This is a genomic window from Corynebacterium striatum ATCC 6940 (assembly GCF_000159135.1).
GTDB lineage: Bacteria > Actinomycetota > Actinomycetes > Mycobacteriales > Mycobacteriaceae > Corynebacterium > Corynebacterium striatum.
This window is the reverse complement of record NZ_GG667519.1, coordinates 28399-48390: the sequence shown is the minus strand read 5'-3', so window position 1 is coordinate 48390 and position 19992 is coordinate 28399. Positions and strand designations below refer to the sequence as shown.

Sequence of the window (19992 nt, the reverse complement as noted above, 5' to 3'; positions counted from 1 at the left end):
CCGCGCATGCGATCCCACGCAAAAGCTAGAAGCGCGGGTTGTGCTCGCGAATGAACTGGTTGGAATCAGGGCGATAAAGCAAGAGCAAAGCCACCGCCAGAACCACTGGAATAGCGATGAGGATGAGTCCACCCACACCCAGCGCCATCGCGGCGATGTTGACAAACAGCGTCACCGCAATCGCGATGGTGATGATGCGGCGCGACCACTTGGAACCGTGCGCTAGCTGCGCGGAGCAAACAGCCATGATGATGGCGCACACGATGTTGGAAATAGCTACGAAGTTGCGGTTGCGGGAAAGGTACTCAGCCACTTCCGGGGAGGCAGCGACTTCCTCAGCGCCGGAGTCGCCGAAGAGGCCCACCATGCCAGAGACCAGCATGATGACTGCAGCAATGACGAGAACCCAGTAGGAAAAGCGCAGCGAACGCGGCCACCAGTTTGCATGGTTCGCTGCCGCAGCAGAGTCTTCCGCGCCCTTCTTCTTGCGTCCTGCACGGTTGTAATCAACCGGCCCCGGCCGGGATGGGTCACCTTTGGGTTGGCCGTTTCCTTGGCCCGGGAACATACTTGTCATCGCCGTGGCTCCTGGTCATAGCGACCGGAGTCGCGCGGGGCATCGTGTTCTGAAGTTTTCTGCTGCTTTTCCAACAGCTCTTTGCGTTCCTGTTCTCGGCGCTCGCGTTCTTTGTCGCGGCGTTCTTGCGCGAGTTCCTGCTCCAGCTTGCGCATTTCCTCGAGCTCGCCGGTGTAGTCCAGGGTTTCTTCCTTCACGGAGAATATTAGACCCATTACCGCAGCTACGCCGACCAAGATCTGCACGGTGCCATCGACCATGATGAGCCAGTCCGGCGCCTCGCTGCCGGCCGGGCTCGAGAGGAAGACGAGCAGCGTGCGAAAAGCAAAGAACAAGGAGAACGCGAACCACAGGCGACGTCCCGTGCCCGCAGACTTCTTGTTCTTGTTCAGCAAGTACAGCATCACCGCAAGGACCACGATGATGACCAAAGAAATCAGGCTGGAGAAGGCCACCGAGCCATAACCGATGATGCTGATCAAGAAGTCGGAGATTTCCTGCCCCGAATCCTTCGCGGCTTCCTCAGCAGTCTTGCGAGCCTCGGCAAACAGCACCGAGCGGTTGAGGAGCGTCATCACCACATTCAGTATCTGGTGAATGACCTCAAAGCCCAAGGCGCCGGCCCACAGCTTGAGCATGAGGCTTACTGCCTCAGGGCGCTCCTTTTTCGGTTGCGGAGCTTGTGGGGCTTGCGGGGCCTGGGCAGCAGTTGGAGCCTGCGGGGTCTGCTGAGGGGACTGAGGAGCCGGGAATGTCACAGATATCCTTTTGAAGGTTCGGTCGCTGTTTGAAGCTGGTGGGCCAAAATCACTTCTGAACTTAGTTCAGAAACTACTTCAGAAGTCGCGCTGCGTCGGTGGCGAAGTAGGTCAGAATCTGATCCGCACCTGCACGCTTGAATGCAGTCAAGGACTCCAGCATAACGGCCTCACCGTCAATCCAGCCATTCTGCGCAGCCGCCTTAATCATGGCGTACTCGCCAGAGACCTGGTACACGACCACCGGCACGCAGGAGCGCTCCACCGCTGCCGCCAGCACATCGAGGTAAGGCAGGCCCGGCTTGACCATGACGAAGTCCGCGCCCTCTTCGATGTCGAGGTCGATCTCCAGCAGGGACTCGCGGAGGTTGCGCGGATCCTGCTGGTAGGTGCGGCGGTCGCCCTCCAGAGAGGAGCCCACGGCATCGCGGAACGGGCCAAAGAACGCAGAGGCGTACTTGGCCGAGTAGGCCATGATGGCGACGTCCTCGTGGCCGGCCTCGTCAAGGGCCTCGCGGATGGCGGCGATCTGGCCATCCATCATTCCAGATGGGCTAACCATGTGCGCGCCAGCGCGGGCTTGGGAGCGAGCCATGTCCTGGTAGAGCTTCACCGTCTCATCATTCTTGACGCGGCCCTTGTCATCCACCACGCCACAGTGTCCGTGGGAGGTGAACTCGTCCAGGCAGGTGTCCGCCATGACGATGAGGTCATCGCCGAATTCACGGCGCAGCTCCTCGATGCCGCGGTTCAGGATTCCCTGCGGATCCCATGCCACGGAACCGGTCTCATCCTTATCCTCGTCCAGCGGCACGCCGAAGAGGTCCACGCACTTGACGCCCGCATCGAGCGCCTCATGCGCGGCGCGCTTCAAGGAATCGAAGGTGTGCTGATAAACCCCCGGCATGGAGGGGATCTCGCGGGGCTCGTCAATACCGTCAACGATGAACATCGGCAGAATCAGATCTGCCGGACGCAGTGTAGTTTCCGCAACAAGCTCGCGGAAAGCTGGGGACTGGCGCAGACGGCGGGGGCGACGAATAAGATCCATAATGACTTCTCCTTTGGGCTCACCCTGTCACAGGCGAGCACGCGTGAAGGCTTTTTCTTGTGCCCCGCTAGTCTACTCAGCCGCAGCGTCTATGCAGACTTGGCGCTCGTCTTACGCTTGCGACGCTTCTTACGCGGCGCAGGCAGGTTGCCAGCGGCGCGCAGTGCGGCGACGTGCTCAGCGAGGGCGTCGATAAGCGCAGGCACCTCAGCGACCTCCGGAACCACATCAACGCGCAGGCCCAACTCCTCAGCCGCGGCCTTCGTGGACGGTCCGATGCAAGCAATGATGGTGCGAGCGTGCGGCTTGCCAGCGATACCCACCAAGTTGCGCACGGTCGAGCCAGAGGTAAACGCCACGGCGTCAAAACCGCCCGACTTGATCATGTCGCGCACCTCAGCCGCAGGCGGTGCCGCACGCACGGTGCGGTAAGCCACGACGTCGTCGACCTCCCAGCCTAGCTCCTCTAGGCCGGTCACCAAGGCGTCGCCAGCAATGTCAGCGCGCGGCAACAGCACGCGGCCCACAGCATCGATGTCCTCGACGTAGTTGGGGAAGACCTCAACCAGACCCTCGGCGTTCTGCTTGCGCTTGTTCGGCAACAGCTCCGGGACCATGCCCTTGGCGCGGATGGCGTCGGCGGTCTTGCTGCCCACCGCTGCCAGGTGCACGCCTGCGAAGTCGCGGGCATCCAGGCCCAGATCGGCGATCTTCTCCCACACGGCAGAGACTGCGTTGACAGAGGTAAACACGATCCACTTGTAGCGGCCTTCCACGATGCCCTTGATGGCGCGGTCCATCTGCGCCGGGTTACGCGGCGGCTCCACCGAGATGGTGGGCACAGACTGCGGGATAGCGCCGTAGCCAGCCAGACGCGCGGACATGGCAGCCGCCTGCTCCTTGGTGCGCGGCACGAGCACGCGCCAGCCGTACAGCGGGCGATTTTCCCACCAGGAGTACTTAGAACGATCGTCGAAGCTGCGGCCCAGGGTCACCACGAGGTCGCCCGGCAGCTCGGCGTCGAGCTTGCCCAAGGTGCCCAAGGTGGTCTCGTGGGTGCGCTGCAGGCGGGTGGTGCCATGCACGGTGACGTAGGCTTCCATGTCCGCGGACATGCCACGGTCGATGAGCTCGCGAGAAATCAGCGGCAGGTCCTCAGCAGTAGCCTGCAGTACGAGCGGCTGCGTCGCACTTGCCAGGGAGTCCCAATCAGCGCCTTCGGTAATGTCCGCCTCGGTGTAGGTCGCGCCCAGCGCCAGACCTGCAAAGGAGGGGACGGTGGAAGGCAAGGACATGCCCGGAACAACCTGGAACTCCAGGCCTGCCGCGGCCACGGCGGAAATCTCCGCTTTGATGGACTCGCGGTTGAGCGGGTTGCCGCTTACCAGGCGGATGACATCGAGGCCATCGGCTTCAACCAGCGCTTCACGCATTTGCTTGACGACGTCTTCCCCCTCCGGGGCATAAAAGACAGCTGCGGTAGGCGCGGCAGGACGCGGCGGCTTGCGGCGTGCGCCAGCCTCCTTGGCCTCGGCGCAGATGCGTGCGTACTCGGCCTCGGCGGCGTCGAGAAGCTCCTGCGGCACGGGGACCGCACGGGCGACAACGTCGCGCACTCCGGAGGAAACCTCGGCGTCGACAATAGCGATGGCGTTCGCCTCGAGAACCTCGCGGGCGCGGACGGTCAACAGCTCAGGGTTGCCTGGGCCGGCGCCCACAAATACGACTTTGCCCAGTTCAGACTGGATGTCCGGCACAGCGTTGCTCATAAGGTTCTTTTCTACGTTTGGGTCTCAGGCGCCCCGCACGGACATGATCGTGCGCAGCGTTTTCCCTGCTACCAGCGGGCGGTGTTCTTCACAGCGTATTAACGGCCAAAATCCCAGGCCAGAAGTCCTGGGATCTGTTTAAGGGGGGCCAAATCATTGGAGGCCAATGATCGTGTGCTAGATACACCTTAAATTATCAAGGCCTAAACAAAAAATTAGTTGCCCAGCAGCTCGGCTGCACCGCGGGAGAAAAGCTCCTCGGAGACAGCGCTGCCCAGCTGGGCTGCATCGCTCAAAGGTCCCGTTGCGGAAGCCAAAAGCTGACGCGATCCGTCCAGGGCGAAGACGCCACCGCGCACGGTCAGCTGACCGTTCTCTATGGTGGAGGTTGCAGCCACGGGCGCGGTGCAGCCTGCCTCCAGGCGAGAGAGGACAGTGCGCTCGCCGAGGGAGGCGGCGGAAGCCTGCTCGTCAATCAAGGTCTCGATGGCACGGGCTGCGGCGGAGTCCTTGACTGCCTCAATGGCCAGCGCGCCCTGCGCTGGGGCCGGCATGAAGGTGTCCGGGGCAAAGACCTCGCTGGCCATGTCCTGGTAATCGGCACGGACTAGGCCCGCGTAAGCCAAGACCACGGCGTCGAGTTCACCGGAGGTCACCTTGCCCATACGGGTGTCGATGTTGCCGCGCAGCGGCTGAATGTCGAGGTCTGGGCGCATCGCCTTGAGCTGGCTAATACGGCGCGGCGCCGAGGTACCCACGCGGGCCCCCTCGGGCAGCTGCGCCAAGGTCAGGCCGTCGCGTGCCACGAGGGCTTCGCGCACGTCCTGGCGCTCCGGCACGACGAGGAGGAAACGCTCGTCGGCCGCGGTGGGAAGGTCCTTGAAGGAGTGGACCGCGATGTCGCACTCGCCACCGTAAAGCGCCTCGCGCAGGGCCTGCGTAAACACGCCCACACCGATGCGCTCGACGGGCGCCATGTTGACGTCACCATGGGTGGTGACGATGTGCAGCTCTGACTCAAAGCCGTTGGCTTTCAGCCATTCGCGCACGTGGCCCGACTGCGTGGTGGCCAGCTTGGAACCGCGAGTACCGATCTTGAACATAAAAAGTTTTTCCTCTTACTTGGCGTTGTTCTCTTGGCTCTTTTTGACTTCACTCAAGTCGGGCAGCTGGTCGACGTCGACCGCCACACCAATGCCTTCAATCTGCAGGCCAAAGAGTTCCTGCAGGGCCGTCTCGTGGCTGACAGTACCGGAGTTAGCAGCCAGTTGCTTCGCACGAACGGTCGGCTCGTGCAGGAGCTTGTCCACCACGCGCTTCAAGGCGCGGTTGACGTCATCCATCTGCCTATCATCGAGCTCCGGGTGCTTCTGGGTCAGGCGCGCAACCTCGCACTCGACGAGGTCGGCGGCGCGGCGTCGCAAAGCAGAAACCGCGGGCACCACGTCGCGCACGCGTTGTGCGGAAGAGTAGGCCTCAAGCTCCTCGTTCACGATGCGGCGTGCCTGCGCGTGCGGGCTCGTACCAGCAGCGATGTCGGTATCCGCAGCGCTCAGGGAACGGCTCAGGCGCTCAATGTTGACCAGATCCACACCTTCAGCCTCCGCAGTTGCGTCCTCGATGTCACGCGGCAGGGACAGGTCAATGAGCATGAGGGCGCGGCCGGTGGCACCATGCTTGGCGACGTCGCCTGCCTCAATGGTGAAGTTCTGTGCACCGGTAGCGGAGATGGCAAGGTCTACCCGGCCGAGCACACGGGCGCGGTCTTCAAAGTCGATGACCTCGGCGTGGACCCCAGCCTCATGGGCATGGGAAGCCAGGCGCTCTGCGCGCTCGCGGGTGCGGTTAGCGATGATGAGCTCCGCGCCCAAGCGGCCCGCATGCGTTGCGGCGAGGGAAGCCATGGCCCCTGCCCCCAGAATGAGCGCGGTCTTGCCGTGGAGATCCTCTACGCCCATGCGCTGGGTGGCCTGGTCGAAGGCGAAAGACACCATGGAGGAACCGGCCTCGTCGATCTCGGTTTCGGTGTGTACTCGCTTGCCAGTGTGCAGCGCGGACTGAGCCAAGGCGTGGATACGCGGGCCCACAGTTCCCTGCTCAGCCGCAGACTGGTAGGCGGTGCGCACCTGGCCGATAATCTGCTGCTCGCCCATCACCATGGAGTCAAGACCGGAGGTAACCGTCATGAGGTGCTCAGCGGCCGCGTCGGCATAACGCACATACAGATAACCGCGCAGCTCATCTTCCGGGACACCAGAAACCTCGGTCAGGACGTGCACGACGTCTTGGACTCCGGTGTGGAAGGAGTTGGTGACCGTGTATACCTCCATGCGATTGCACGTGGAGATAATCATGGCCTCGGACAGAGATTGTGCAGAAACCAGCTCCCCGCAAGCGGTCGTTTGCACCGCGGCATCCATGCTTAGCTTCTCCAGCAGCGCTACTGGTGCCGACTGGTGGGACATGCCCACGACGAGCACACTCATGCACAATCCTCCACTTTCAGATCAACCCTTTGATTGATGCAAATCAACCAAAAGACTACTAGTTGGTTCGGAAAAATCCGAACTAAGGCAGTACTAATTCGCCTGAATCAATTAAGAAGCGAGCTCCGCGGCCAGCTCGTCATTGTCGACTTCCCAGCAAGAGAACTCCTCGCCGTCAATAACCACAACGGGCACGCGGTCGCCATATTCCATGGCCAGCTCTTGATCCTCATCGACGTTGCGCACATTAAATTCGGCGTCAGCAGCCTCCACGACCGGAGTGATTTGTTCCCGGACTCGCTTGCAGGAACCGCAGGTAGTACGGACCATCAACTCGACGACGCGGCGCGACATATAACTATTTTCTCCTGACTTAGACGCTCGAAAAGACGCCATTGGCCTAAAGGTTTACTATGGACACGATAGTCTGCCACACCGTCGAAAGCTGCATGCGTGTCCGCATCCTCTAGTTCCCCTGGGGCCTCCCAGCCCCCTACCCCACCCATAATGCCCAATTCTCCGCGCGACTTCCTTGCAAACTGGACAGCCAGCCGCGGCAATCTCCGCAACTTCTTGGAGAACCAAGCCTTTGCTCCGCTTGATGATGAGGCGCAAAAGGCAGCAGGTGAGGCCGCTGCCAGCGCGGCGGTGGACAGCATCTTCGGGCTGGACCTTAAGTCCTACCACTCGGGCGTGGACTCTGTGCAGGGCTCTTTCGAATCCGCTGGGGCAAAGAAGATCACCCAGCCGGACCCCGACATCCCGCAGGACGCCGGCGCGGCCGCCTTCTTCGACGTGGACAACACGCTCATTCAAGGCTCCTCGCTCGTGGCCTTTGCCTTTGGTTTGTACCGCAAGCGTTACTTCAAGCTGCGGGAGATCCTGCCGATTGCGTGGAAACAGCTGAAATACCGCGTCTCCGGCAGTGAGAACGCCGACGATATCGCCGCCGGCCGCGTTCAGGCCTTGGAGTTTGTCAAAGGCCGCACAGTGGAAGACATGGTGGCACTGTGCGAGGAAATCGTGGACGCCTCGCTGGCTCGCCGCGCCTACCCGGGCACCAACCAGCTGGCGCAGATGCACATCGCGGCCGGCCAGCAAGTGTGGCTGGTGACCGCGACCCCGGTTCAGCTAGCCCAGGTTCTGGCAAAGCGCTTTGGCTTCACTGGCGCTCTGGGTACGGTCCCTGAGGTTGTCGATGGCAAATTCACCGGCCGTCTCGTGGGCGATATCCTCCACGGCCCCGGCAAGACCCACGCAGTCGCGGCATTGGCCACGATAGAGAACCTCGACTTGGAGCGCTGCACGGCCTACTCTGACTCCGTAAACGACGTTCCCATGCTCTCGATGGTGGGGACCCCCGTGGCCATTAACCCGGACTCCAAGCTGCGCGACGTGGCTGAGGACAACGGCTGGCTCATCCGCGACTACCGCTCGGTGCGCAAGGCAGTACGCACCTACGGCCTGCCTGCCATGGCCACAGCTGCCTTCTCCTACGGCAGCTGGCGTTTGATGCGCAAGTAAGGAATCAGTCAACTCCCGGGCTAAGTAGCAAGAAGGCCCTGACTCCCAAAGGAGCCAGGGCCTTAATGTTTACTTGCCAAGCTTACGACGCTGAACGCGGGTACGGCGCAGCATCTTGCGGTGCTTCTTCTTGGACATGCGCTTACGGCGCTTCTTGATGACAGAACCCATAGTAGGTTTCCTCACTTTCGAGATCAGTACGTACTAAACCTGCCAGCAACAGCCTGGAAATGGCCGCTAAGGTGCACTTCTCAGCAACCCCGCACTCTCCTAGGAATGCTCCTCGAAAAACGCGGAAGACGCAGGACCGCTGGCACGAATGGTCACTATCTTACCCAGAGTGCACCTGAGCACCAAAAAGGCAGCGCCCACCACCGCAGACCAAGCTGGTCAACAGAGGTGGGCGCTGCAAAGGCGCGAGTAAATTTAAGCTCCGTAAACGGAAGCCTCAAGGTACTCGTTAACAGCAGACTCGTGAACACGGAAAGAGCGTCCAACGCGAACTGCCGGCATCTCGCCTGCGTGAACCAAACGGTAGACAGTCATCTTGGAGACTCGCATGATCTCTGCGACCTCGGCGATGGTCAAAAAGGTTCCCTTATCTTCATTAGCCATAGTTAATCTAACCCTTCAGCCCGTGACGCGCTGTAGGCTTCCCCTCCCACAGGACATTCACGCACGTGCTTGTACTAGCCTAGCGTGAAACCTGTGACTAATGCGACCCAAGAGCCAAATTTTTTCTCAGGTGTCCCCCAGCTAACCTCAAACTCCCCGCACAACTGGTGTCACACCAGGATCACGCTATGAAGAATTTGGTCCACTCAAGGGGACACCCGCATAACAACGATGTCGTTTAAGGCCACAAAAGTCGGGTTCTAGCCAAGCTCCTTGGCGCGCTGCGCGCAGGCCTCAGCCGCGCGGTAGAAAGCACCGCGAATACCCGACTCTTCGAGCTCGCGGATCGCAGCAGCCGTAGTGCCACCAGGAGAGGTCACTCCAGCGCGCAACGCCAGCGGTTCGCGGCCTGAGCCCACGAGCATCGCTCCCGCGCCCGCTGCGGTCTGCGTGGCGAGCTTGGTAGCGACGTCGCGTGTAAGGCCCAGCTGCACACCCGCATCAATCAGAGACTCCACCACGAGGAAGAAGTACGCCGGTGCCGAACCCGCCAGCGCGGCAGCAGCGTCGATGTCCTTCTCGGCCACCACAGCCACTTCACCGACGGCCTCCAAGAGCTTGACGACGCCCTCAAACTGCTCATCGCTCACGTGGGTACCCTTAGTTGCCGTACTCATGCCCTTTCCCACGAGCATCGGGGTATTTGGCATAACACGCACCACCGGTACGCCCTCACCAGCCGCGGTCTCCAGCTTTTCGAGCTGAACGCCTGCCGCAAGTGACACAGCGACGGCGGTCTTGGGCAGTTCGGCCTCCGCAAAGACTTCTTCGATGGCATAAGGCTTGACGCAGCCGAACACGAAGTCCGCATCCTGGGCGGCTTCCTTGTTATCACTGGCCGTCTTCACGCCATAGGTCTTCTCCATCTCGGCGCGACGCTCCTCGCGACGATTAGTCACCACGATGTCTGCGCCGTCGTAGCCCGCATTCACGAGTCCAGAAACGAGCGCCTCACCGATTTGTCCTCCACCTAGTACTGCAATCTTTGTCATGGACACCACAGTGCCAGAAAGCCCGAAGTCTGGCCAGAGTCCACTGTTGGCAGACAAAAAGCGCGCCCCCGTTCTAGTGAACGATGGGGCGCGCTGTGCGTTAAGCGTGGCCGCTCAACCTTGGCGATGAGCGCGGTGGTGCTACATCACGATGAGCAGCGGGCCGAAGGTCAGCACGAGGCCAACGAATGCAGCCAGCGTCATCGAAATGCCGTCCCGGTTGGTGCGCAGTACGTGTACGAGCGCCACCATGAGAGCAGTAACCGCAATGGCGAGGATTGCCACAACAGAGCGGGAGAAGCTATCCCACAGGATTTCAAAGCCCTTGAAGACGACCGCACCAAGAACGATGCCGATGAGTGCAAGGAGAAGTACGGAGAACGGGTTGAGCTTCTCGTCCTCTTCCTCGAAGTCCTCCTCGGTCTCGACAACGTCAGTCTGGTCCTTCTTGTCCAGCTCCTTCTCGCTTGCCTTTACCGAGACACTAGCTTCGGTTGCGCCATCGGTGGGCGGGGTCAGGGCGTCGTCAAGCTTGGCGTCAGATTCCTTCTCCGCAAGCTTGGCCTCAGCCTTGTCCTCTTTCTCCGCGTCGCCCTTGGCGACGCCGCCCTTAGCGACGCCGCTCTTAGCGACGCCGCTCTTGTCAGCAACGGCCGGAGCGGACTGCTGAGGCGCGGACTTCTCTTCCACGCGCTTGATGACGTGAGTGTCCTCAGTGGAAGGCTGGAATGCACTCTCCGTCTTAGCGTCCTTGACCTTGTCGCTCTCCGGCGCTTCAGCCTTCTTGGAGTCTTCTTCCTGCTTCGGTGCAGGAATGACCGGTGCGGTCTCGTCGATGGAAACGCTGGAGTGCTTCGACTGGGCCGGGGTGGCCGTTACCTTCTCAAGGTTGCCGGTAAGTTCGGCAACGGACACGCCACCGTCTTCCAAGCTACGGCGGCGGCGACGACGGCGCGAGCCGCCCTCAGATTCAGCACCAGCGTGCTCCTTCGCATTACGTGCGAGGAGCTCCGCTACTGTCAACTGTTTTTCATCAGCCACGTCTAATTCCTATTCCAGTCCCTTATCGGTGCGTCGCAGAATCACGCCTTCACGGAGTGCCCACGGGCAGATCTCCAGCTTCTCAATGCCCAAGGCGCGCATGCTTGCCTCGGCCACCAATGCGCCTGCGACGATTTGATGCGATCGGTTAGAACTTACTCCTTCAAGGTCCGCTCTGTCTGCTGCAGTCATGCGGGAGATGAAGGAAATGAGCTGTCGCAGACCCGGTGCAGTCAGCGTACGCTTCACATACGGACCCGCCGAAGAAGGCGCAGCACCCGTCAATCGGGCCAGCGTACGGAAGGTTTTCGAGGTACCCACCGCAAGGCCAGCTTCGCCCATGGCACGCATCTGCGAAGTCGCACTTACCAATTCAGCATCGATATAGTCACGGAGCATATTGACCTTAGCCTTTTCAGGCGGATCGGTATCAAACCAGTTGTGGGTCAAGCGGCCTGCCCCCAAGTCAAGGGAAAAGGCCAAGTCAGGGTGTTCATCGGCACCCGTGGACAGCTCCAGGGAGCCACCACCGATATCGAGGTTAGTGATGCGGCCAGCCGACCAGCCATACCAACGGCGAACCGCGAGAAACGTCAGGCGCGCTTCTTCCTCACCAGAGAGGATTTCCAGGCGTACGCCGGTTTCCTTCTCCACCGCGTCGAGCACGTGCTCCGAGTTCGGGGCAGAGCGAACCGCCGAGGTAGCAAAAGCCATGAACTCATCACAGCCCAGCTTCCTTCCCAGCTCATTCGCTTCGCCGACGGCAGAAATCAGCTTCTTCAAGCCTTTTTCATGGATGTTGCCATCCTTGTCCAGCTGCTCCACAAGGCGCAGTGGGGTCTTCCAATCGCTCATCGGGCTCGGGCGTCCGCCCGTTGCGGCGTCTACCGCAACGAGATGAACAGTGTTGCTTCCGACGTCTAATACACCTAATCGCACACTCCTAGAGTAGTAGGTCTACCGTGGGTAGGTGTGAATCGCCCGAAATCTAAAGAGGTCTACCTCGGTTTTCCAGCCACCTCCCCCGCCGCCGCATCCATCCTCGCGGGCCGCGAAGAGGCTCCTGATTTTCCGCGCGAATGGTTCGAATTCACCAACCCAGCGGACCCGCTCCACGTCTTCTCCATCGATCTGACGTGGGTGGAATCGCACTACACGTGCCAATTTGGGACCTCAGCCTGCCACGGCATCGACAAGCAGCAGCCCGACGTCGGGTGCTGCGTCCATGGCGCCTACATGGCCGACGAGACCGATAGGGAGCAGCTATACGACGCCGTCGAGCGCATGCCCGCCAAGTATTGGCAGCTGCGCCCGGCGGGGGTAGATAAATACCTCGCCGAAGAAGATCCCACCGAATTAGAACCATGGCTGGTGTGGGACGAGCTCGATGGTGATGACGGCGAACCAGAACCCGCGCTCAAGACCCCCATCGTGGATGGCGCGTGCATCTTTGCCAACCGCGCGGGCTGGGCCACCGGCGCCGGCTGCGCGCTCCATCAGTGGGCCATGGCGGAAGGCGAAGAGCTGACCGTGGTCAAACCGGAGGTGTGCTGGCAGCTGCCGCTGCGCCGCCACGAGGAATACGAGGAGCGCCCAGACGGCCAAGAAATCCTCCGCACCACCATTGGTGAGTATGACCGCCGCGGCTGGGGTGGCGGCGGCGAGGACTTCGACTGGTACTGCTCCACGGATGCAGCCTGCCACACCTCACCAGAGCCGATGTGGTGCTCTCAAAAGACCGAGCTCATCGCTCTTATGGGCGAAGAATGCTACGCCATCTTGGCAGATCACTGCGCGGCCCGAGCGCAGGCCGCAGCGGCAGGCGTAAAACTCACCCGCCACCCAGCAAGCGTGAAAGCCGACGCTTACTAAAGCTCAAACTTGTAGCCGAGCCCACGCACCGTAACTAGGTGCTGCGGGCGAGAGGGCTCAGCCTCAATCTTGGAGCGCAGGCGCTTGACGTGGACGTCGAGAGTCTTGGTGTCGCCAACGTAATCGGCACCCCAAATGCGATCGATGAGCTGCCCGCGGGTCAGCACGCGGCCCGCATTGCGCAGCAGGTACTCCAGCAGATCAAACTCTTTGAGCGGCATAGATACTTCCTCGCCGTCCACCATGACGATGTGGCGCTCCACGTCCATACGCACGCGGCCGCCTTCCAGAATCTGCTCCTCGAGCCCTTCTTCTTGGGACTCAGCCGAAACGTCATGGCCGCGGCGCAAGACAGCGCGAATGCGCGCGATGAGTTCGCGGGAAGAATAAGGCTTGGTCACGTAGTCGTCAGCGCCCAGCTCGAGGCCAACGACCTTGTCGATCTCCGAGTCACGAGACGTCACCATGATAACGGGAACCGAGGAGGTGGCACGCAGTTGCTTGCACACATCGGTGCCGGACATTCCCGGCAGCATGAGGTCCAAAAGCACAATGTCAACGGTGTTGTTGGCGAACTGCTCCAGGGCGGTGGGTCCGTCCGAGGCGAGGATTACGTCGAAGCCTTCCTTCCGGAGGAGGAACGCTAACGGGTCCGCCAGCGACTCTTCATCTTCAACGATGAGGATGTTGGTCATTGTGCTTTGTCCTTTCGACGTGCGGCTACGCGAGCGACGGCACGAGGAAGCCCAGGCGCAGCTGAGCCGATGGCACCATCTACTTCATTATCCTGATTCTCTACGTTATCCGCTGCAGTTTCGTCTTTATAAATAGGCAGCTCGATCGTGAAGGTCGAACCCGTGCCCGGCCGCGACCACAGCTTAATATTTCCGCCGTGGTTGGCCACCACGTGCTTGACGATGGCCAAACCTAAGCCCGTTCCGCCAGTCTGGCGGGAGCGGGCCTTATCCACGCGGAAGAAGCGCTCGAAGACTCGCTTTTGGTCCTCCGGGGCGATACCGATTCCGCGGTCAGTCACGCGTACGAGCACGATGTCGGTACCGACGATCTTGAGAGTCACCGACACCGGCATCTCATCCGGCGAGTAGTGGATGGCATTGGAGATGAGGTTGGAAATAGCGGTGATAAGCAGAGCCTTATCGCCTTTGACCTGCACTCCCACCGGCTTGCCGCGGGTAAGTTCAATCTGATGTGAATCGGCTGCCAGCTGGTTGCGAGAGATTGCCTCATCAACTAGTTCATCTAGATTCAGCGGCTCCATCTCCGGCAGCGCCTCTGCGCCTTGCAACTTAGATAGGGAAATAAGCTCGTTGACCATATCCGCCATGCGGCTGGCTTCATTTTGTAGTTTGCCACCGAAGTACTCCACGGTTTCAACGTCAGTCGGGTCATTGAGCAGAGCCTCCGCCAGCAATGCGATACCACCGACCGGCGTCTTGAGCTCATGCGAGACGTTGGCCACAAAGTCGCGACGTGCCGCCTCCATGCGCACGGACTCCGATTCGTCGGTGCCGTACACGATGACAAAGCGGTCGTCGTTAAGCGTCAGCGGTTTGACCACCGCCAACACCTGCGTGACGCGGTTTCCCGTGCGGCGCTTGGGGATGGAGAGGTCCAGCGAGCGAGTTTCCTTGTCCTCAAAGACCTCTTCAGCGACCTTCCAGATGTCAGGATTAACAGACCTGTCATGGACCAGCGACATCTCATGCGCAGAGGGATTAGAAAGAATGACTTCCTTTGCCCGGGAGAGCACGGTGATGCCGGTCGGTGCGCCTTGGATTGCGAGGTGCAGCACCTGGCTCACGGTGGTGACCTGGTTTGCATCGGCTTCGTTGGACTTGCGGTAACGCTCCCAGCGCCCGCGGAACCACGTGATCACCGGTAGGGCGAGGCCGCACACGACCACGCCGGCAAAGAAAGCTAAAACTAGTTCCACGAGTCCACTAAAAAGTTAAATATTTAAAACGCAACAATCCCCAGGGAGTATAAACCCCCTGGGAACTCTATGGAGTCTTAAAGGTACTTACTTGGCACCCTGTGCGGCAACAGCGGCTGCGCCCGCTGCGGCTGCTTCCAGATCCAAGTAGGTGCCGCCTGGGTTGACTACGTTGCCGTCTTCCGCAATCTCGTAGACCAGCGGAATACCGGTAGGAATGTTCAGGCCAGCAATGTCATCGTCAGAGATGTTGTCGAGGTGCTTGACCAGTGCGCGCAGGGAGTTACCGTGGGCAGCGATGAGGACAACCTCGCCCTTCTTGGCGCGCGGAAGGATCTCTTCCTCGAAGTAAGGAACGAAGCGCTCGACGACGTCCTTCAGGCACTCGGTGCGTGGGACCTGGTCGAGGTCTGCGTAGCGCGGATCATTGGACTGGGAGTACTCGGAGGAGTCCTCGAGCTCTGGTGGCGGGGTGCCGTAGGAGCGGCGCCATGCCATGAACTGCTCCTCGCCGTACTTCTCCTTGGTCTCAGCCTTGTTGAGGCCCTGCAGAGCGCCGTAGTGACGCTCGTTAAGACGCCAGTCGCGTACGACCGGAATCCAGTGGCGGTCAGCAGCATTAAGAGCGATGTTTGCGGTGCGGATAGCACGGCGCAAGAGGGAGGTGTAGAGAACATCTGGCAGGATGCCCTGCTCCTTGAGCAGCTCGCCGCCGCGCTTTGCCTCTGCCTCGCCCTTTGCGGTGAGGTCAACGTCTACCCAACCGGTGAACTGGTTGGATTCGTTCCACTGGGATTGTCCGTGTCGAAGAAGAATGAGCTTTCCGTTAGTCATGCCTACAAGCATGCCAGTTTTTAATAGTCCGCGCTGCAACTTTTAGCCTTCGGAGGTAACCGAAAACTCCCTACAATGGGCTTTTATTGCTCAAGAAATCTAAATCACAATTAAATGGAAAACACTCACCGAGAGCAGAAGCTGCCATGCACGTAATTCAGATAGCCCCACCCCACTTGGAAACTAACGATTCCCCTTCCCTGGCACTGCGCGTGTGCCACGAGGCGGACAGTGCACTGGTGGGTTATCTCGCGGGCAACGGTGAAATCCTCTCAATTGCTGACATCGACGTCCCCACCGCCGAAGGCCCCATCGAACGCGAGTGGACCGAAGAGATGCTGCAAGCTGCCGCCGCGCCCGTGGCCGCGGCTGGGGCATGCTGGTCAAGCAGGCGCTCTGGGGCGAAGTTCTGGTGGACTTCTTGGACGAAGTCACTCGCGGGTTAAGAATCCGAGCTCCCGACCATGGGAGCCTTCTTCTGCCAGCAGAAACAAAGAGATGCGAGCGCTACCACCACCACGGGTATCGCTACTGTCATTCGGCCGATATTCGTGACCGTCTCCGGCCAAGCGTTAAAGGCTACAGTCCACAATGGAGTATTCGCGAGGACATCTCCGCCCAACGTAAGCGAAATGATCGCAAACACGATGCTCAGAGCAAGCGTGAACGTGCTCCCGAATCGGGCATTGAATAACAAGCTTGCCAAAGCGATAATGGTGCCCACTGCAATGCTGAGCACGAGTCGGCGAAGCTCATCGCCCAGCGCACCGCCAGCAATGAGCCCAGCAAGCAAGCTGCATGCTGACATTACAGCGACCACGCTGATTAACCAGTAGATAAAGGTGCTTCGGCACCCTCGATATTCGAGCAACATCAACGGCCAACTATCGCGCAGTGCAGCCCATCCCAACACGGGTGCAAGCCCCGATCCGATGGGCAAAATGCCGAACACGAACAGGCCATGGACATAAGAGGCCGGGTAGAGCAAAGCGGTAAACACCATCAGCATTGCGCTGAGAACCATGCAGGCCACTAGCGCTGGTGTCGTAGCCGCAAAGCAAAGCGCTAAAAATGGCCATGGCCGTTGTGCGCAATCCCTTTTAACCACAGCGGGCTTCCATCCCACCCCAGGTTCATTTGCTGCCACTTTCGAGCGTCGGACTAGCCGTGGGTGCCAGCCATCTGGTGCCCAGAGCGCTACTGCAATTCCCACCAGAGCAAGAAGAACACACAAAGCTAGTGCGGTCCACGGTTTCTCAGCTGCCAAAGGCGCACCCGGCTCAAGTGGAACGGAGTTTCGGTGAATACCCATTATCGGCAGTACAGCTCGCACCGGCCACGCAGGCGGGCAAATCCACCAATTGTCGGCTTCCACGACGGGATTTAGGGCAAAGAATAGTTGCCAGATAACAAACACTACGAGTGTCACTACCAAGTTGGTCAGGCGTGCTACTGCTGCTGCCAATCCAGCAATGCCAATCGAGCCGACAAAGCACAGCACACCGACAGCGAGAATGCGTGAGCTATTCTCGCGCGAATAGACGGCCAACCAACTTCCGCCGAAATTAATTACATGAAATACAGCGATGCTGAGGAGGACAACGAGGAGGCGGGCCAACCTTTCGGCATTCAAGAATCGCGTCCTTCGCACCTTCGGAAGCCCCGCCAAACGCATATGCGTCCCGCCAAACCGAGCACGCTTCTCCCGTGCCTCCGCAGCTGCAGCAAACATTGCAACAAGTGGAGCCGCCATCCCAGTGACATACATTGATTGCCACATGAGTACGCCCGTCGCATCGGTGGCAGGAGATGCAAGGCGAGAAAGGTTATATGTCAGAAGGACCAAAGGCACGGCTATCAAAGGCAGCCACACCAACGAAGTACCGCGAGCGCGCAGCAGCTCTGCGCAAAGTTGACGCCTAAACATTGCGTCCCCCTGCGGTGAGGCGGAAGAACTCCTCTTCCAAGTTTCCTACCGGAGCCAAATCACGCAGAGGCCCCGAATAAACGATTTCACCTTGTGCCAGCACAGAAATGTCATCTGCGAGATGAAGTACTTCCCCCAGTTGGTGAGAACTAACTAGAACCGTGCCGCCTCGCGCAGCCCAGTCACGCAGCAGCTCGCGTAGCTCGCTGATTCCTTGCGGGTCAAGGCCATTTTGCGGCTCATCAAGTACGAGCACTTCGGGGTCTCCGAGAATCGCTTGTCCTAGGGCCAACCTAGCTTTCATTCCGGTGGAAAAACTCTTGGCTTTCTTGCCGCCGACGTCCACCAGCCCAACCACAGCAAGAGCCCGATCTGCCTCCTCCGCGGGCAGACCAAGCAATCTTGTGTGCACAAGGAGGTTATTCCGTGCGCTGAGGTGGCCGTAGAAAGCTGGTCCGTTCAAGGACGCACCGACCGTAGGCAGCTCACCGATGGTTCCAGAATCTGCAGATGAAAGTCCCAACAAAATCGACATCAGGGTGGACTTTCCCGCGCCGTTTCGCCCAAGCAAAGCATGTACTCGTCCAGGAGTTACTGAAAGCGAGACGTCGTTGAGGACTCGCTGGTTCCCGAACGACTTGGTGACACGTGACAAGCTAAGTGATGAGGACATGAAAGAAGTATGTCGCCGTAGCTTCTTTCCTGTATCCCCCAGCAGAACCAACCTTGGCCTGAAGTTCTCCTACTGCAGTAGGACTTTTTGGCCTAGCAACACCAAAGCCACGCGGTCCCTAGCTTGCAGCTTCGACATGAGCGAGGAAACGTGCGTCTTTACGGTGGTCTCAGCGAGGACGAGTTCTTGGGCAATTTCCCGGTTAGTCGCGCCACTAGTGATCAGCCGCAGCACTTCCAACTCGCGTCGAGTCACCAACGCAAGCCCCTGCCTTTGCGCTGCTGATAGTTCGGCTCGTCCAGCAATCGCTGCGCGATACCCCTCCAAAACGGTTCCGGTCACTCCGCTTGCTAGGACGGCTTCTCCTGCATAAACCGCACGAACAGCCCCAACGAGCACCTCCGGATCAGAGTCCTTGAGGAGGAAACCATGAACTCCCGCGAGCAATGCAGAACGAACCAGCTCCTCTTCATTGAACGTCGTAAGCATGATTACTCGGAGTGAGGCGTTCCTCGCCAAAAGCGCGTTTGCCGCAGCAATTCCATCCATTCCCGGCATCCGAATATCAAGAATCGCAATATCGAGCGAATGCGCAGCTGCAGCCTCGACGGCTGCTTGCCCATCACTAACCGCGGCAACGACCTGAATGTCCCCTGCGGCATTAAGAATGGTTTCCAACGCACTGCGCAGCAGCGGCTGGTCATCAGCAAGAAGTACTCGAATCATTATGTTGTCCTCTGCGGAAATTGTGCTTCAACTAGGAAATGCCGAGCGTCTCCGGAGGTACGCACCCAGCCACCCAATGCTGTAGCTCTTTCGGCGATTCCAACCAAACCTACACCGGCGCCAGCAGTCTCCCCTTGTGATCTGCCCCAAGACTCAACACTAAGGGCAGCAGAATCAGACAGGTTCAAATGAACTTTCGCGCCTGTTCCTTGGTGGCGAAGCACGTTAGTCAGTGCCTCCGTGATGATCCGGACCAAAGCCAATTGGGTTAGCGCAGGAAAGGCTACAGAGGAAACGGGAAGCTCTGCGCTGATTTCCAAACCTGCAGCACGAAAACCTTCCACGACCTTGGGAATATCGGATAGCTGGCGAGATGGCTCCCGGGTTGTCGGCGCCCGCAATGAAGACACAATTGAACGAACCTCAGCAAGCGCCCCGTCCGCTTCAGTTCGGATTGTCCGCAACGCTTCCTCCGACGTCCCCGATGCAACCAAACCAGCATTTGCTTGCACCTTAATGAGCGTCAACGAATGAGCTAATACGTCATGCAGCTCACGAGCAATTAGAAGCCGCTCTTCTTCCTGAGCTTCACGCTGCCGTGCCTGCCGCTCCAGCTCCTTGTCCCGCAAACGCACCGCAACTACATAGACGAGGAGCAGAAGTAGCCAGTGGAACAGGAACGTGAATAGAAAATCCGTTCCGCTTCGGTATCGCTCGGTCAGGTCTGGTTGCAGCTTCCACATGAACGGCGAAGCGAAGGTGCCAGCGAACGTTGCGCCGAGAATCACCTTTGGAATCCACCGTTCTTCACATAAACGCGCAGAAGAATAAACAGCTAAAGGCGCAGCGACCAACCACGGAGAGAATCCAGAGTTAACGGGAAGCGCCCAAAACCAAGTGATTGCCCATACAGCGAGGCAGAAAATCATGCCTGCCGAAGCCAAAGCAGGACGCGAGCGCCAGATCAGAAAGAAAGGGACGAAAGCCCACGAAACCACAGCTTGCGCGATGTAAATCCCCATGGGCAGCGGCCCCGGTACCAGGGTGTACAAGAGCGCCAGTAGCACGGCCAAGCCCGCAAGCAGCACATCGCCTAAGCGGAGAGTGCGCAAAAAAGTCATGCCTTTAAACCT

22 protein-coding genes are annotated in these 19992 nt (G+C 59.6%); 3 read left to right on the top strand and 19 right to left on the bottom strand.

Annotated elements, in window-relative coordinates:
• Positions 1-25 precede the first annotated feature (25 nt).
• The 7 genes from HMPREF0308_RS00150 to HMPREF0308_RS00120 all read right to left on the bottom strand — a co-directional run bounded on the left by HMPREF0308_RS00150 (position 26) and on the right by HMPREF0308_RS00120 (position 6995).
• Positions 26-577, bottom strand: coding sequence for a hypothetical protein (locus HMPREF0308_RS00150; protein WP_005527614.1), 552 nt, complete (start codon positions 575-577; stop codon positions 26-28).
• Positions 574-1335, bottom strand: coding sequence for an MFS transporter (locus HMPREF0308_RS00145; RefSeq protein ID WP_050765382.1), 762 nt, complete (start codon positions 1333-1335; stop codon positions 574-576). Before HMPREF0308_RS00145 ends, HMPREF0308_RS00150 begins: the two co-directional genes overlap by 4 nt.
• Positions 1336-1408: 73 nt before the next feature.
• Entirely contained in the window at positions 1409-2386 is a 978-nt protein-coding gene (gene hemB / locus HMPREF0308_RS00140; protein WP_034656497.1) for a porphobilinogen synthase, read from the bottom strand.
• Between the two features lie 89 nt (positions 2387-2475).
• Positions 2476-4155, bottom strand: a complete 1680-nt coding sequence (locus tag HMPREF0308_RS00135; protein ID WP_005527608.1) for a bifunctional uroporphyrinogen-III C-methyltransferase/uroporphyrinogen-III synthase — start codon at positions 4153-4155, stop codon at positions 2476-2478.
• Positions 4156-4370: 215 nt separating this feature from the next.
• Complete coding sequence (gene hemC / locus HMPREF0308_RS00130; RefSeq protein ID WP_005527606.1) at positions 4371-5258, bottom strand: hydroxymethylbilane synthase; 888 nt, start codon at positions 5256-5258, stop codon at positions 4371-4373.
• A gap of 15 nt (positions 5259-5273) precedes the next feature.
• A complete protein-coding gene (locus tag HMPREF0308_RS00125; protein WP_005527604.1) occupies positions 5274-6641 on the bottom strand; it encodes a glutamyl-tRNA reductase in 1368 nt (455 codons plus the stop codon).
• Positions 6642-6752: 111 nt separating this feature from the next.
• Positions 6753-6995: a glutaredoxin family protein gene (locus HMPREF0308_RS00120; protein ID WP_005527603.1), complete on the bottom strand. Its 243-nt coding sequence runs from the start codon at positions 6993-6995 to the stop codon at positions 6753-6755.
• Positions 6996-7148: 153 nt separating this feature from the next.
• Between HMPREF0308_RS00120 and HMPREF0308_RS00115 the strand changes: the two genes are divergently transcribed.
• A complete protein-coding gene (locus tag HMPREF0308_RS00115; protein WP_005527602.1) occupies positions 7149-8165 on the top strand; it encodes an HAD-IB family hydrolase in 1017 nt (338 codons plus the stop codon).
• Between the two features lie 69 nt (positions 8166-8234).
• On the opposite strand, the gene HMPREF0308_RS13085 is transcribed toward HMPREF0308_RS00115, so the two are convergent.
• From HMPREF0308_RS13085 to HMPREF0308_RS00095, 5 genes are all read right to left on the bottom strand, one after another.
• Positions 8235-8336, bottom strand: a complete 102-nt coding sequence (locus HMPREF0308_RS13085; RefSeq protein WP_003855542.1) for a 30S ribosomal protein bS22 — start codon at positions 8334-8336, stop codon at positions 8235-8237.
• 255 nt (positions 8337-8591) lie between these two features.
• Positions 8592-8780 (bottom strand): helix-turn-helix domain-containing protein, encoded by a 189-nt coding sequence (locus HMPREF0308_RS00110; protein ID WP_005527601.1) that lies wholly within the window; start codon positions 8778-8780, stop codon positions 8592-8594.
• A gap of 260 nt (positions 8781-9040) precedes the next feature.
• The gene (gene proC / locus HMPREF0308_RS00105; RefSeq protein WP_005527600.1) at positions 9041-9832 is read right to left on the bottom strand and encodes a pyrroline-5-carboxylate reductase; all 792 of its coding nucleotides are present in this window, start codon (positions 9830-9832) and stop codon (positions 9041-9043) included.
• A 141-nt stretch (positions 9833-9973) separates the two neighbouring features.
• Positions 9974-10873: a hypothetical protein gene (locus tag HMPREF0308_RS00100; RefSeq protein ID WP_005527599.1), complete on the bottom strand. Its 900-nt coding sequence runs from the start codon at positions 10871-10873 to the stop codon at positions 9974-9976.
• A 9-nt stretch (positions 10874-10882) separates the two neighbouring features.
• On the bottom strand, positions 10883-11812 hold the full coding sequence (locus tag HMPREF0308_RS00095) for a Ppx/GppA family phosphatase (protein ID WP_080548581.1): 930 nt from the start codon (positions 11810-11812) through the stop codon (positions 10883-10885).
• Between the two features lie 33 nt (positions 11813-11845).
• Between HMPREF0308_RS00095 and HMPREF0308_RS00090 the strand changes: the two genes are divergently transcribed.
• Entirely contained in the window at positions 11846-12745 is a 900-nt protein-coding gene (locus tag HMPREF0308_RS00090) for a DUF3109 family protein (RefSeq protein ID WP_005527596.1), read from the top strand.
• On the opposite strand, the gene HMPREF0308_RS00085 is transcribed toward HMPREF0308_RS00090, so the two are convergent.
• The 3 genes from HMPREF0308_RS00085 to HMPREF0308_RS00075 all read right to left on the bottom strand — a co-directional run bounded on the left by HMPREF0308_RS00085 (position 12742) and on the right by HMPREF0308_RS00075 (position 15533).
• Positions 12742-13440 (bottom strand): response regulator transcription factor, encoded by a 699-nt coding sequence (locus tag HMPREF0308_RS00085; protein WP_005527594.1) that lies wholly within the window; start codon positions 13438-13440, stop codon positions 12742-12744. The genes HMPREF0308_RS00090 and HMPREF0308_RS00085 overlap by 4 nt on opposite strands.
• Positions 13437-14699, bottom strand: coding sequence for a sensor histidine kinase (locus tag HMPREF0308_RS00080; protein WP_005527593.1), 1263 nt, complete (start codon positions 14697-14699; stop codon positions 13437-13439). Before HMPREF0308_RS00080 ends, HMPREF0308_RS00085 begins: the two co-directional genes overlap by 4 nt.
• Before the next feature lie 87 nt (positions 14700-14786).
• Positions 14787-15533 carry a phosphoglyceromutase gene (locus tag HMPREF0308_RS00075; RefSeq protein ID WP_034656587.1) on the bottom strand — a complete coding sequence of 249 codons (747 nt, stop codon included), beginning with the start codon at positions 15531-15533 and terminating at the stop codon, positions 14787-14789.
• 176 nt (positions 15534-15709) lie between these two features.
• Here HMPREF0308_RS00075 and HMPREF0308_RS00070 point away from each other — a divergent pair, with 176 nt between their 5' ends.
• Positions 15710-15979: a hypothetical protein gene (locus HMPREF0308_RS00070; protein ID WP_141276749.1), complete on the top strand. Its 270-nt coding sequence runs from the start codon at positions 15710-15712 to the stop codon at positions 15977-15979.
• Here HMPREF0308_RS00070 and HMPREF0308_RS00065 read toward each other — a convergent pair.
• The 4 genes from HMPREF0308_RS00065 to HMPREF0308_RS00050 form a co-directional block, all read right to left on the bottom strand.
• Positions 15976-17166: an ABC-2 family transporter permease gene (locus tag HMPREF0308_RS00065; RefSeq protein ID WP_141276746.1), complete on the bottom strand. Its 1191-nt coding sequence runs from the start codon at positions 17164-17166 to the stop codon at positions 15976-15978. The genes HMPREF0308_RS00070 and HMPREF0308_RS00065 overlap by 4 nt on opposite strands.
• A 286-nt stretch (positions 17167-17452) precedes the next feature.
• Positions 17453-18133, bottom strand: a complete 681-nt coding sequence (locus HMPREF0308_RS00060) for an ATP-binding cassette domain-containing protein (RefSeq protein ID WP_034656496.1) — start codon at positions 18131-18133, stop codon at positions 17453-17455.
• A gap of 69 nt (positions 18134-18202) precedes the next feature.
• Positions 18203-18859, bottom strand: coding sequence for a response regulator (locus tag HMPREF0308_RS00055; protein WP_005527588.1), 657 nt, complete (start codon positions 18857-18859; stop codon positions 18203-18205).
• Positions 18859-19980 carry a sensor histidine kinase gene (locus HMPREF0308_RS00050; protein ID WP_005527586.1) on the bottom strand — a complete coding sequence of 374 codons (1122 nt, stop codon included), beginning with the start codon at positions 19978-19980 and terminating at the stop codon, positions 18859-18861. Before HMPREF0308_RS00050 ends, HMPREF0308_RS00055 begins: the two co-directional genes overlap by 1 nt.
• Positions 19981-19992 lie beyond the last annotated feature (12 nt).

Coding starts and splice junctions, on each gene's coding strand:
- HMPREF0308_RS00150 (WP_005527614.1), bottom strand. CDS start 577: ATGACAAGTATGTTCCCGGGCCAAGGAAACGGCCAACCCAAAGGTGAC.
- hemB (WP_034656497.1), bottom strand. CDS start 2,386: ATGGATCTTATTCGTCGCCCCCGCCGTCTGCGCCAGTCCCCAGCTTTC.
- HMPREF0308_RS00135 (WP_005527608.1), bottom strand. CDS start 4,155: ATGAGCAACGCTGTGCCGGACATCCAGTCTGAACTGGGCAAAGTCGTA.
- hemC (WP_005527606.1), bottom strand. CDS start 5,258: ATGTTCAAGATCGGTACTCGCGGTTCCAAGCTGGCCACCACGCAGTCG.
- HMPREF0308_RS00125 (WP_005527604.1), bottom strand. CDS start 6,641: ATGAGTGTGCTCGTCGTGGGCATGTCCCACCAGTCGGCACCAGTAGCG.
- HMPREF0308_RS00120 (WP_005527603.1), bottom strand. CDS start 6,995: ATGTCGCGCCGCGTCGTCGAGTTGATGGTCCGTACTACCTGCGGTTCC.
- HMPREF0308_RS00115 (WP_005527602.1), top strand. CDS start 7,149: ATGCCCAATTCTCCGCGCGACTTCCTTGCAAACTGGACAGCCAGCCGC.
- HMPREF0308_RS13085 (WP_003855542.1), bottom strand. CDS start 8,336: ATGGGTTCTGTCATCAAGAAGCGCCGTAAGCGCATGTCCAAGAAGAAG.
- HMPREF0308_RS00110 (WP_005527601.1), bottom strand. CDS start 8,780: ATGGCTAATGAAGATAAGGGAACCTTTTTGACCATCGCCGAGGTCGCA.
- proC (WP_005527600.1), bottom strand. CDS start 9,832: ATGACAAAGATTGCAGTACTAGGTGGAGGACAAATCGGTGAGGCGCTC.
- HMPREF0308_RS00085 (WP_005527594.1), bottom strand. CDS start 13,440: ATGACCAACATCCTCATCGTTGAAGATGAAGAGTCGCTGGCGGACCCG.
- HMPREF0308_RS00075 (WP_034656587.1), bottom strand. CDS start 15,533: ATGACTAACGGAAAGCTCATTCTTCTTCGACACGGACAATCCCAGTGG.
- HMPREF0308_RS00060 (WP_034656496.1), bottom strand. CDS start 18,133: ATGTCCTCATCACTTAGCTTGTCACGTGTCACCAAGTCGTTCGGGAAC.
- HMPREF0308_RS00055 (WP_005527588.1), bottom strand. CDS start 18,859: ATGATTCGAGTACTTCTTGCTGATGACCAGCCGCTGCTGCGCAGTGCG.
- HMPREF0308_RS00050 (WP_005527586.1), bottom strand. CDS start 19,980: ATGACTTTTTTGCGCACTCTCCGCTTAGGCGATGTGCTGCTTGCGGGC.